Genomic DNA, 12,585 nt, shown 5'->3' with positions numbered 1-12,585 from the left:
TCTCATTTCTTAATGACAGTTCCGGAGAATCATCACAGCTTCCGCCGGTACTTTTTCGTGTCTGTGCTCAGGGGATCCTGTTGAATCTTACGCTTTAAAAAGCTATAATAGTGATACATGTTGGTGAAAAACAGTAAACTCGGGGGACAGTATTGTGATCGGCGTGCCCATTGTGCGGAGCGGCGAGGAGAGATGCCCTGACAGAGACCATACGCAGGGAATTTAAGAAAAAAGACGGCGGCAGCTACCGGGTCTTCATGTTCCTGGACATAGATCATTTTAAAGGAATCAACGATACCCACGGACATGACGCAGGCGATAAGGATTACAAGGGAGTGATGAAACGGGCGGACCAGGCTCTGTATAAAGCAAAGAGACAGGGCAGGAATCAATATGTTTTAGATGATTCCTAATGGTCTGCGCCCCTCACAGCAGTAATGACACAGTATAAAGGAGACAGAAATGAAAAAGAAGATTGGTTACATTTACCTGTTTATCACGTTTTTTATATGGGGGAGCATTTATGTGGTGAGTAAGTTCGCCCTTGATGTCATGGCACCGTTTATGCTGCTTCTCATCCGATATGTGGTTTCCGTGGCGGCACTTACCGTACTTTTGAAGCTGCGGGGAACCAGGATAAAGGTGAAAAAAGAGGACCGGAAATATATTCTGATCGTGGGCGCCCTGGGATACTTTGTCTCCATAGGCTGCCAGGTCATGGGAACAAATCTTCTGGACGCCTCCCTGGCATCTCTGATCAATGCCATGAATCCCATCTCCATTTCCATTCTGGCTATGATATTTCTGAGAGAGAAGATACATAAAAAGGATGTGGCAAGCATTATTATTTCTCTCGTTGGAGTTTACATAATATTGGGAGCGGGAAGCGGAAATATCAGCGCGGCAGGGGTGCTGGCCTCTGTGTGCTCCGTGCTTTTATGGTCCGGGGCATCGGTAGCTATCCGAAGGATCTCAGGGGGATATGATCCGGTACAGATCGCGCTGTACGGAATGGGAGTTGCCCTTCTTTTAAACATTCCGGCGGCTGTTTTGGAGGCGGGGAGCATACCCAGTACCTTTACTGCAAAAGCGGTTCTGTCCTGCATCTATCTGGGCATCGTCGGGACAGCAGTGGCCCATACGCTGTGGAATATGAGCCTGAAGCTTCTGGACGCAAGCGTATGCTCCATGTTCTATCCGCTGCAGCCACTGACCTCTGCAGTGCTGGGAATTTTCTTTCTCCATGAGGTGATCACCTGGAATTTTGTGGTGGGGGGCCTGCTGATTTGCGCAGGGGTGCTGATCACGGTTCTCTTTACGGGAAACAGAAAGACAGAGAAAGCGTGAGACCGGTAAAATGGTTTCACGCTTTTCTTTTGCCCGCTTTACAAGAAATCATTGTTATGATACCGTGGGTAATAGTGAAAAATACAGAGGTGATTAGAATGAGGAAAAAGCAGGGATGGTTTATCCTTTTGACAGTTGTTCTGTCTCTTGCAGGATGCGGAGGCAGGGTAGAGAAGGGCGAAGGGCTGGTGCCGTCAAAGGAACAGGAGACGGAGAAGAAGACAGAGCTTGCCGTATTTTATTCCGGGGAGGATGCCAGGAGGATATCCGTAATGGAGGAGCTGTGTGAAAAGTTTATGGAGGAAAATCAGGACATCCGGGTGCTCAGCGAGCATTCCGGAAGCGGAATCTATTCAGAGACGCTGAAGGCAAAGGAGGCTGCCGGGGAGTTCCCGGATATCTTTGAGATCCAGGACCCTTATACTTTTGCTGAGGCAGGGAAACTCGGTGCTATCTCCCAGGAGGTGGGAAAGCTGGTGGAACAGCCCTTTGCGATTGACGGAAATATATATGCGGTGCCCTTTTACAAGACCTCCTTCGGGATTATCTATAATCAGGTGATCTTCAAGGAACTGGGGCTTGAAGTACCCAGGACATACGGGGAGTTTCTGGAGGTCTGCAGAGTCCTGAAGCAGAACGGAACCGCGCCCCTGGCAGCCGGGGGAAATCCGACGGAGACGGGAAAATACTGGCTGAATTATTTCTTCCAGGTGGACCTTGCAAAGGCGGACCCGGACTGGCAGAGAAAGAGAAATGAGGGCCTGGTATCCTTTCAGGATGAAAATGTCAGGAACATGCTGGCAGACTATCAGGATATGATGAACGGGGAATATATGCTGGAGGACTCCGTAAATATGAATGAGAACCAGGTGATCCAGGCCCTGATCAACCAGGATGCCGCCATGGTCCTCACAGAACCCTCCATGGTCTCTAAAATATGGGAGGCCTATCCTCTGGCTGTGGAATCCGGCAAGGACACACTGGGCGAAGAGTTGGAGGAGGACCCCTGTAAATTCCGCCTGGGGTGGTTTTTCCTGGGGGATGAAGCAGGTGACCCTGTGGTAGTCAGCGAAAAAGGCGCCCAATGGGCAGTCTCGGATACCTGTGGGGAGAATGCCGAAAAAAACCGGGCCGCCATGAGGTTTTTAGAGTTCTGCTACAGGAAAGAGAACTACAGAAAAGTGCTGCAGACCGTTTACGCCATCCCTGCCACCAGGGAAAAGATCCTGTATCCCGCTCCAAAGGTACAGCAGAGTTTTCTTGTGGATTACCGCTATGCGGATAAAAGCGATGTATATCTGGGAAATGAGGACACACCGGAGCATTTCAAACGCAGCATGTACGATGTTTTCTTTTCCGTGGCGACGAAAACCATGAGCGTGGATACTGCGGCGGAGAAGCTGGATGAGTATTGGGACAACGTGGCGGGAGGTTTAGGGAGGAAGTCATGATAAAAAGAAAGAGACAGCATTACCAGAGCCTTTTTGTAAAATCGGTGGCAGCATTGATTTTGATCGGTATCGTGCCGCTGCTGATCATGGGTATCTCCATTTACAGTGCATACATGGATTCTCTCAGGCAGACACTTCTCTCCAATATGTACCGCAGTGCTCTCTATGTGGGGAAGAATGCCGCAGATCTGTTTCAGGAAATGGAGGAGACCACCAAATATCTCTATAACTATAATATCACGGAGTATGACTATCTCTACGAGCTGATGGAGGATGACACCATCACCCAGGCCCGCAGGGAGGCACTGATGAGTGACGTGCTCAGGGATATTTTATATATGAATCAGCATATTGACCATGTGTTTTTCATCACTCCGGGTGGGGAACAGTATTCTGTCATGCGTCCGCCTGAGGTTATGGTGAAAGAGGAGGAAATGGGGCGTTTTCATGAGGAGAACTTCCTGGAAGGCCACAAACAGATGCGCCTTCTGCCCACCCATGATACCAGCTATTACTCAGATGTCAGCGATTTTACAGTGACAAGAAATATTATGAACACAAGGACCATACAGTCCGCGGACGAACAGGAGCTGGGAACTCTGTATATTGATGTGAGCGCGGATTATTTTGACGGCATCATCAATGAGACGGACCTGGAGGACGGCTGCAGGATGTATGTGATAGACAGAAAGGAAAAAGTATTTGTCTACAGCCAGGAAAAGGAGAATATCGGGACAGGCATCGGAAAGCTGGAGGATTATCTGCCTGAGATGGAGGAGGACAAGCAGTACATAAAAGCGGACGGAAACTATTTTATTTACAGGCTGATACCCGGTACGGACTGGTTGGTGACAGAAGAGATTCCGGCATTTAATCTGGAGAACAGTTATCAGGAGATACAGACGAACATTTTGATTATTATAGGGTTCAGCGTTATCCTTCTCATGATCATCTATTTCTTTTACTCCAAGATGATGAATAAGCCCATCCGCACACTGAAGGATGCCATGGAACAGATCCAGGACGGGAATCTGGATACGAGGGTGACGATCAAGTCCAACGACGAAGTGGGATTTCTTGCAAAGGGTCTGAATCAAATGACGGAAAACCTGCAGAATCATATCCAGCAGGTCTATATAGCAGAGATACGGCAGCGGGATGCAGAGATTGAGGCCCTGAAAACGCAGATACAGCCTCATTATCTCTACAATACCCTGGATGTCATCCGCATGACAGCCATCACCAATGATGACAATGTGACAGCGGAGATGATAGACAGTCTGTCCGGACAGCTCAAATACCTCATAGGCAATGCCAGAGACATGGTCACCCTTCAGGCGGAGATCGACAGTATACGCAATTATTTTAAGATCATCCGCATCCGGTATGAAAACCGTTTTGAGCTGGAGATCAACATTGAGGAAAATCTTCTGGGCCTGGAAGTCCCCCAGCTCATCATCCAGCCTGTAGTGGAGAACGCGGTAAAATACGGACTCAAGCCAAAAAGCGGCACAGGTGTCATAGCCGTAAATGCCAGGGAGGAGGATGGCTGCCTGGAGATCACAGTTATGGACAACGGCGTGGGTATGGAGCCGGAGCGCCTGAAGACCGTGCAGGAACGTCTGGAAAGTCCGGAGACAGTCAAGCATCCGAAGAGCAAACGCGCCAGCCTCGGTCTTAAGAATGTGTATGACCGCATCAAACTCATGTTCGGCGACACATACGGACTGGAGATCAGCAGTTTTGAGAATATAGGAACTATGGTAAAATACCGGCTTCCCATCATAGACGGGACAGAACCGGCAAAGGAAAATCCAGGAGGAGAAAATGTTTAAGATCATAATTGCAGACGATGAGCCGGTGATCATCAGAGGACTGAAAAAAATGATGAACTGGGAGCGCCTGAACGCGGAGGTGATCGGGGAGGCTGCCAACGGCGAGGAACTTCTGAAAAAGACAGAGGAGCTGAAACCGGATATTATTATTTCCGATGTTGCCATGCCCAGGAAGACCGGTCTTGATGTAATTCGGCAGATCAGGGAGAACGGCTGGAAGATAAAGGTCATATTTTTAAGCGGCTATCAGGAATTTGACTATGTGAAAAAGGCGATCAGCTATGAGGCGGTGGACTACCTTCTGAAGCCGGTGGGGCAGGAGGAGCTGGAACAGTCCATTCTGCGGGCTGAAAAAATGCTGCGCACGGACAGTCCCATGGAATACTGGGAGGAAGAGAAGGATGATATGCAGACGGTGTTCAAGAAGATCAACTCTGAGTATGAGTGCAGGGATCTGTACGGCCATTTTCAGGAGATGGGGATAGAGACAGAGGGAAAGCAGTTCATCGGCGTGTGCTTTGCCATTTCCCCTGAACTGAACCGGAAGGTGACGGACCAGAATATGAGAGAGCTGCTGCGCTTCTCCATTTTCAAGAGGATACAGGAGCATCTGAGGGAGAATAGGAGCGGGTTTGTCATCAAGCGGGAACCAAACAGCAGTAATGTGATTCTCCTCATGGAAAAAGACCGGGACGATGCCTGGGTGAGAGAAGAGATCAGACGCATCAGGGAACACATTTACGGGGAATATAAAATATGGCTCATAACCGGCGTGGGGAAAAGGGTAGAGCAGGCATCTGACCTGAAATACGCGTATAAGACGGCAAAGTTTTCCTGTGAGCTTTACTATTTCTGCGAGGAGGATGTGGTCTGGTATCAGGAGATATCCAGAGAGTTTTGTTCTTCCTTTGAGGATTACAATACTTGCTATAAGGAACTGCTTGACCAGATCTTAAACCGGAGGGAAGAGTGGACGGCAGCACTTACCAGGATTCTGGACATCATTGAGAATCTTCATTACGGAAACAGATATGCCGCTGAGAACCGGTGTATCGCCATGGCTATGGACCTGTTTCGTGATCTGCAGGAGTACCGGGTGCTCACAGAGGATTTCAGGGAGGAGTACGACAGGTTTACCGCCAAAATACGGGCCCAGAGTACTTTCCGGGAGCTGAAGAAGCTGGTGTGCACTTATCTGGGAAAACTCATAGGGGAGAATGCATTTAACGGCACTGACAGTGAGCGGGAGACCATCACACTGGTGAAAAACTATATCCAGGAGCATTACGCGGAGGATATCGGCCTTGGGAGCATGGCGAAGATGGTATATATGAACCCGTATTATTTCAGCACGTTTTTTAAGAAGGAGACGGGACAGAACTTCAAGAATTATCTGGTAGAGGTGCGCATGAGGGAGGCTATGAAGCTGCTCATGGCTTCGGATATGAAGACCTATGAGCTGGCAGAGGCTGTAGGTTATCACGATGTACGCACATTTACGGACAAATTCAGGGAAGTTTTCGGGGACAGTCCATCCGCTTATAAAAAGCGCAGAAAAATATAAAAGAGCTGTTTCGCCGGGGCTGTATATTTAACGCGGGGAATGTGTATAAGAGCAGTGGCAGCAGATGAAAAAGGGTGGTGTTTTTAATATTATTCCGTGGGGTTTTTTAGGAGAGTGCCCGATTTCATTGTCCGTGTTTTGAAAGTATGATACTCTTTCGTCAGTACAAATGGTACGGAAAAAAATCAGATGAAGGAAAGAGGGAAATATCATGAAGAAAAAGGTAGTAGCAGCGTTAATGTGTCTCACAATGGCCATGTCACTGGCAGCATGCGGCGGCGGTTCCGGCAGCTCAGAGGGAGAATCAGCCTCCAAAGGAGACAGCAAGAACGAGGAGAGAGTTGTGGAACTTTGGACCTGCTGGACAGACGGCGCGGATACACAGATCGCGGGTACGGAGCAGATCAAGAAGTTTGAGGAAGAGACCGGAGTTAAAGTAAATCAGACAAACTTCACATATGACATGCTTCATGAAAAAATTCTGACAGCGGCAGCAGGCGGCAACGTACCGGACCTGATCTGGGGACTTCCGGAGTATGTCGGTGAGTTTTACAACATGGGAATCGTTGAGGACCTGACAGACCGTTTTAATGAGTGGGAAGATAAAGACGCCCTGTCCGAGGCCGTGGTGAAAGCCATGACCATTGACGACAAGATCGTGGGCATTCCCTATGAGATGACTGTGCGTGCTTACCTGACACATGAAAAGGATATCACAGCAGCAGGCATTGAAGTTCCGAAAACATGGGAAGATCTGCTGGCACAGACAGATTATAAAGAGAAAAACGGAAAATACCTGACAGAGCTGGCCTGCACAGGCGTCCGCTCCGCACAGGAGCTGCTGGTATACCTGGCACAGTATGATCTGGAGATTGCTTCTGCACAGGATGACGGCAAATATAAGAACACCTGGAAAGACAACAAGGATGAGCTTGAAAAGGCAACAAGAGTATTCCAGTTCTATAAAGACCTTGTAGATCAGGGAATCATTGACCCGAACTGCAAGAACTGGGGCTGGGAAGAGACAGACGAGAACTTTGCAACAGGAATCACCTCCACATATGTATCAGGAAACTGGCTGGCAGAACGTGAATCCTCCAACCCGGATACCATGGATGATGTGGCAGTATCCGCGATCCCTTATCCGTCAGACGGACACGAGGCTACTTACATGGAATGTAAACCGCTGTTCATCATGGCTGACAGCAAGAATAAGGATGACGCGTTTGAACTGGCAACTGCATTCTGCAGTAAAGAATGGCAGGAAGCAGGATTTGCAGACCGTTCCCCGCGCTCTGATGTGTCCACAGACAGCAAATGGAGCAAGGATTTCCAGGCATTATCCGATACAGGAATCACCTTCCCTCCGGTAACCCTGGGAGGAATCACACAGGCTATGCAGGACGCCATGGCGAAAGTGCTTCAGGAAGGCGAAACTCCGGAAGCAACAGCAGAATGGTTATGTGACGCAGTCAATGCTTCCTTATCTGATTCCGGTGAATTAAGCGAATAAAAACAGAATGCCGGAATGTTTAGGCAGCAAGCGTAAGCGTTTCGGCGCAGGAGTCCGGCTTGCCGGGCTCCTGTTTCGTTACAGACAGAGTCACAGGAAGAGTCCTGGACCCGGTTAATTCGTATAGGAGGGATTAGAGTTGAATAAATTTAAGAAGCTTACCAGAGACCAGCGAAAATGGCGGACAGCGGTCATCATGCTGCTTCCCGCGCTTGTTTTCCTGGCTCTTTTGATCGCGTATCCCCTGGGGAAAGTAATCCATGACGCGTTTTACCATGTGCATCTGATCAACAAGTCCATGACCGGTTTTGCCGGGATGGCCAACTTCCAGAAGGTTCTGGCAGATGAGCATTTTGGACAGGCAGTGAAGAACACTGCGTACTGGACCATTTTCTCTGTACTGGGTGAATACCTGGTGGGCATGGTGACAGCAGTGCTGCTGAACCAGAAGTTTAAGGGCAGGGCCATATTCAGGACCTGTATCTTTATACCGTGGCTTGTACCCATTATCGTTGCAGGCATGACCTGGGACTGGATGCTGAACCCGGAGTTCGGTATCATCAACTACGCGCTGACTAACATGCATATAATCAGCCAGCCCATCAATTTTCTCGGTGATTCCAAATACGCCATGGCAACCGTTATTTTTGTAAATATATGGAGAAGTTTTCCGTACTACACCATCTCCTTTTTGTCAGCCATGCAGTCCATCCCGGGAGATTTGTCCGAGGCGGCTGCTATTGACGGAGCCGGCGTGTTCAAACGTTTCTTCAAGGTTACGCTCCCGCAGCTGCGCAGCGTTTCCCTTGTGATCGTGTTCATACATATTATCTGGACTGCCATCAACTTTGACTTTATCTGGGTTATGACAGAGGGTGGTCCAAACTATGCAACGGAGACCCTGCCGCTTATGATCTACCGCTACTCTATGAAGAAGTTTGACGTTGGTGCTGCTTCGGCGCTTTCTACCATGATGTTTACGGTTATGGTGGTGCTGTTCATTTTCTATTACAGGAAGCGTTCCAGTCTCAGCGATGATATGGCGTAAGAAAGGAGGAGATAAGAGATGTTAAATAAAAGAAACCGTGTTATCAGCAAGATTGTCACCTATGTATCCCTGGTGTTTTTTTCAGCCATCTGTATTTTCCCCTTTTTGTGGATGCTTCTGTCAGCGCTGAAGCCTAAGACAGAGATACGTACGGCAACGCCGTCACTTTTGATCCATGCCCCGACTCTGGAAAATTTTAAGAGGGTACTGGTGGATGTGGGATTTTTGCAGTATATTAAAAATAGCTTTTTTGTTTCTATTGTGGCATGTGTTCTCTCTATGATCATAGCTGTCATGGCAGGATACGCCCTGAGCCGGTATTATAAGATGAAACTGGTGAAGACCTCCAATCTGGCAATGATGCTCTCACAGATGATTCCCGGTGTGCTGCTTTTAGTGCCCCTGTATCTGATCATGCAGAAAATGCAGATCCTGGAGTCCTATACTTCTCTGATCCTGGCTTATACCACTTTTGTAATACCCTTGTGCACCTTTATGATGAGCAGCTTTTTCGATACTGTGCCTTTAGCGCTTGAGGAGGCTGCGGAGATTGACGGGTGCAATAAGGCGCAGACTATTTTTAAGATCATATTGCCCTTATCTCTGCCAAGCCTGGTGTCCACAGGACTTTACGCTTTTATCAATGCATGGAATGAGTTCATGTTCGGATACATATTTATCTCCACCGACAAATACCGGACACTGACACCTGCCATCATGCTGTTTAAAGGGGTAAATACGGTTGACTGGGGCGGCCTCATGGCCGGTTCCGTGGTTGCCGTGATTCCTGTCACCTTTATTTTCCTGTTCCTGCAGAGGTATTTCCTGGCAGGATTAATGAGCGGTTCAGTGAAGGGCTGACGGGAGGAAAAAATGAAGAGAATCGAATTATATGAGAACAAGATCCATATGCTGTGGGAGGTGACAGATGCCGGAGAGATCAAACTGCTGCACTTTTCCGCACTGCCCTTTGAGGAGAAGACGCTGACCTCAGAGACGGGGACCCAGTCCTTTTATCCGGTGGAGATCCTGGTTACGGGCCAGGACCGTGTGGGAGAACGGCATGGTCATAAATACATCCAGACTTCCCCGGGATACAGGATGAAATACAGAGAATTCAGGGATTTCCGTAACGAACTGGGAAGGAAACTGGAGGTAGTGACAGAAGATGACATCACCGGCCTTGATGTTACCAGCCATTATCAGTTCTATGACGGGATTTCCGTGGTACGTGTCTGGACTGAGGTGAAGAACCGGGGAACAGAGCCGCAGGGACTGGAGTATGTTTCCTCCTTTGCGCTGAATGGTATCGAGAAGGAGGGAATGCGTGAGTTTGATGAGAAGCTGGAGCTTAGGATCCCTCACAACGCATGGCAGAAGGAGCTGGACTGGGCATCCTACAACCTGCATGAACTGGGACTTTCCTCTACGCAGCCGCATCCTATGCACCGTTCTTCCAAGACTGTCGGCATAGGAAATACAGGGAACTGGTCGGCTAAGGAGTATATTCCCATGGGATATCTGGAGAATCAGGAGACAGAAAGTTCTCTGTTCTGGCAGATTGAGCATAATGGCTCCTGGTATTGGGAAATCAGTGACCAGGACGGGCACGTGTATTTGAAGCTGAGCGGCCCTACAGAGCATCACAACCATTGGTGGAAGAACCTTCAGCCGGGAGAGACCTTTGTGACGGTTCCGGCGGCTGTGGGAGCAGCTGCAGGCGGATTTGATGAGGCCATGGGAGAACTGACCAGGTACCGCCGGGCGATCCGCAGGGTGAATGATGACAATGAGAATCTAAAGGTTATTTTTAATGATTATATGAACTGCCTGTTCGGAGATCCCACAACAGAGAAGGAGATCCCGCTGATCGACAAGGCAGCAGAGGCAGGATGTGAGTATTTCTGCATTGATGCAGGCTGGTACTCTGCAGGCTACTGGTGGGACGGCGTGGGTGAATGGCTGCCGTCCGGGGAGCGTTTCCCGGGCGGAATCAAAGAAGTGACAGATTACATACGGTCGAAAGGGATGATTCCCGGTGTATGGCTGGAGCTGGAAGTCATGGGAATCAAATGCCCGAAGGCAGATAAGGTACCGGATGACTGGTATTTCATGCGCCATGGAAAACGCGTCTATGACAGAAGCCGTTACCAGCTTGATTTCCGTAATCCCCAGGTGCGTGCCCATGCCACAGAGGTGATAGACCGGGTGGTAAATGAGTACGGTGTCGGATATATCAAGATGGATTACAATATAGAGCCGGGAATCGGCACGGAACTGGATGCCGACAGCTATGGAGACGGACTTCTGGGCCATAACCGGGCATATTTGGAATGGCTGGACGGCATTTTTGAGAAGTACCCGGATCTGATCATAGAAAACTGTTCCTCCGGCGGCCTCCGCATGGATTACGCCATGCTGTCCCGTTACAGCATCCAGTCCACCAGTGACCAGGAGGACTATGTAAGGTACGCTACGATCACAGCCAACGCGCCCTCCGCAGTGACGCCGGAGCAGGCTGCTGTCTGGTCTTATCCTCTGACGGACGGGGACTGTGAGGAGGTTATCTTTAACATGGTGAACGCACTGCTTCTGCGTATCCACCAGAGCGGACATTTAGTGAATCTCAGCCCGGAGCGGTTCGGATATGTGAAGGAGGCGATTTCTTATTATAAGACGATCCGCCATCTGACCAAAAAGGCACTGCCTTACTGGCCGCTGGGTCTGTCCTCCTACAATGACCCATGGGTGAGCCTGGGACTGGAAGCGGAAGGGAAGGATTTCCTGGCTGTGTGGAGAAGAGACAGCCAGTCTCCGGTACAGGAAATCCCTGTGAAGCATCTGAAAGGAAAAGAAGTGGAGGCGGTATGCGCCTATCCACAAAGCGCAGAGTGCGGATTTCACTGGAATAAAGAGGCAGGCACGCTGACTGTAGAGCTGCCTGAGAGAGTGAGCGCAAGAATATTTGAATTGCGGTATTGAAAGTATGAGAGAGAAATAGAGGTTTAGAGTGTGCAGGAGAATGGCACGCGGCTGGGATGGTCTTATTTGTTTTTTTGGGACAACCTGGCTGCGTGTTTTCTTATGGAATATTGTTTGGAGGGGTGCTGATTCTGCCAATCCATACAGGTACTGCAGGTATTATACACTGTATTTTATGGGTAAAACAAGCAGAAAACATGGCCGCCTCCTTACTGATTACATACGAAAGCCCAAGATAACTTTTGAATTATGGGTAAAATAAGCAGAAAACATGGCCGCCTCCTTACTAATTACATACGAAAGCCCAAGATAACTTTTGAATTATGGGTAAAACAAGCAGAAAACATGGCCGGACCCTTACTGATTCCATACGAAAGCTAAGGGTATCTTTTAAATTATCTGTAAATCAGGAGAAATCTGTAGTTATTCTTCTTGGCTATTTGTAAAATATAGAAATTCTGTGGCTGTCATCTGCATCTGTATCGTTAAATGATAGATTGGGTTAACTGATATTGGGAGTGAACAGCAAAAATGTATTTTTTGAAAATTTTGTATCGGAGTTTTGATTGACATAGCTGTGAAAACGTGATAGAGTGTTTTTATCTTCAAAAAGATGTATTTTATGAATGCATTTTCATATTATCCCTGTTCAGGGATTGAATACCCCATTTTATGAAATGAAATTTATTAATTTGATTTTTGCAGGGAAACTGTGCCGTTTTATTCATCAAAGAAAAGGCAGCAGGTGTTTGTTTTTGTGCCTGGAGAGAACAGGCAGGCATTTCAGAACAACAGTCTGCCCCATATCGCTTCGGAAGTTTTGAGATTTTCATGCCTTCGGCCTG

9 protein-coding genes are annotated in these 12,585 nt (G+C 48.4%); all 9 read left to right on the top strand.

The window, feature by feature from the left end:
- The first annotated feature begins 170 nt into the window (after positions 1-170).
- The 9 genes from MUB35_RS03995 to MUB35_RS03955 all read left to right on the top strand — a co-directional run bounded on the left by MUB35_RS03995 (position 171) and on the right by MUB35_RS03955 (position 11,740).
- The gene (locus MUB35_RS03995) at positions 171-413 is read left to right on the top strand and encodes a diguanylate cyclase domain-containing protein (RefSeq protein WP_033141559.1); all 243 of its coding nucleotides are present in this window, start codon (positions 171-173) and stop codon (positions 411-413) included.
- 49 nt (positions 414-462) lie between these two features.
- Positions 463-1,347: a DMT family transporter gene (locus tag MUB35_RS03990; protein WP_186971013.1), complete on the top strand. Its 885-nt coding sequence runs from the start codon at positions 463-465 to the stop codon at positions 1,345-1,347.
- Between the two features lie 98 nt (positions 1,348-1,445).
- Entirely contained in the window at positions 1,446-2,798 is a 1,353-nt protein-coding gene (locus MUB35_RS03985; protein WP_158587245.1) for an ABC transporter substrate-binding protein, read from the top strand.
- Complete coding sequence (locus MUB35_RS03980) at positions 2,795-4,633, top strand: cache domain-containing sensor histidine kinase (protein WP_054350377.1); 1,839 nt, start codon at positions 2,795-2,797, stop codon at positions 4,631-4,633. The genes MUB35_RS03985 and MUB35_RS03980 overlap by 4 nt, the downstream gene beginning before the upstream one ends.
- Positions 4,626-6,197: a response regulator gene (locus MUB35_RS03975; RefSeq protein ID WP_033141555.1), complete on the top strand. Its 1,572-nt coding sequence runs from the start codon at positions 4,626-4,628 to the stop codon at positions 6,195-6,197. Before MUB35_RS03980 ends, MUB35_RS03975 begins: the two co-directional genes overlap by 8 nt.
- 211 nt (positions 6,198-6,408) lie before the next feature.
- On the top strand, positions 6,409-7,710 hold the full coding sequence (locus tag MUB35_RS03970; RefSeq protein ID WP_054350381.1) for an ABC transporter substrate-binding protein: 1,302 nt from the start codon (positions 6,409-6,411) through the stop codon (positions 7,708-7,710).
- A gap of 139 nt (positions 7,711-7,849) precedes the next feature.
- Positions 7,850-8,758, top strand: a complete 909-nt coding sequence (locus MUB35_RS03965) for a carbohydrate ABC transporter permease (RefSeq protein ID WP_033141553.1) — start codon at positions 7,850-7,852, stop codon at positions 8,756-8,758.
- Positions 8,759-8,776: 18 nt separating this feature from the next.
- Positions 8,777-9,619: a carbohydrate ABC transporter permease gene (locus MUB35_RS03960; protein ID WP_033141552.1), complete on the top strand. Its 843-nt coding sequence runs from the start codon at positions 8,777-8,779 to the stop codon at positions 9,617-9,619.
- Positions 9,620-9,631: 12 nt separating this feature from the next.
- Entirely contained in the window at positions 9,632-11,740 is a 2,109-nt protein-coding gene (locus MUB35_RS03955; protein ID WP_186971011.1) for a glycoside hydrolase family 36 protein, read from the top strand.
- Positions 11,741-12,585: the final 845 nt, after the last annotated feature.

The organism is Blautia sp. NSJ-175 (assembly GCF_022867815.1).
In the GTDB taxonomy this organism is placed as follows: Bacteria; Bacillota; Clostridia; order Lachnospirales; family Lachnospiraceae; genus Blautia; species Blautia celeris.
The sequence above is the reverse complement of the archived record's forward strand: the minus strand, read 5'-3'. Positions and strand labels throughout refer to the sequence as shown.

Bases quoted from the DNA above. Each gene is read 5' to 3' on its own strand.
- MUB35_RS03960 (WP_033141552.1), top strand. From the start codon at position 8,777: ATGTTAAATAAAAGAAACCGTGTTATCAGCAAGATTGTCACCTATGTA.
- MUB35_RS03980 (WP_054350377.1), top strand. From the start codon at position 2,795: ATGATAAAAAGAAAGAGACAGCATTACCAGAGCCTTTTTGTAAAATCG.
- MUB35_RS03985 (WP_158587245.1), top strand. From the start codon at position 1,446: ATGAGGAAAAAGCAGGGATGGTTTATCCTTTTGACAGTTGTTCTGTCT.
- MUB35_RS03990 (WP_186971013.1), top strand. From the start codon at position 463: ATGAAAAAGAAGATTGGTTACATTTACCTGTTTATCACGTTTTTTATA.
- MUB35_RS03975 (WP_033141555.1), top strand. From the start codon at position 4,626: ATGTTTAAGATCATAATTGCAGACGATGAGCCGGTGATCATCAGAGGA.
- MUB35_RS03955 (WP_186971011.1), top strand. From the start codon at position 9,632: ATGAAGAGAATCGAATTATATGAGAACAAGATCCATATGCTGTGGGAG.
- MUB35_RS03970 (WP_054350381.1), top strand. From the start codon at position 6,409: ATGAAGAAAAAGGTAGTAGCAGCGTTAATGTGTCTCACAATGGCCATG.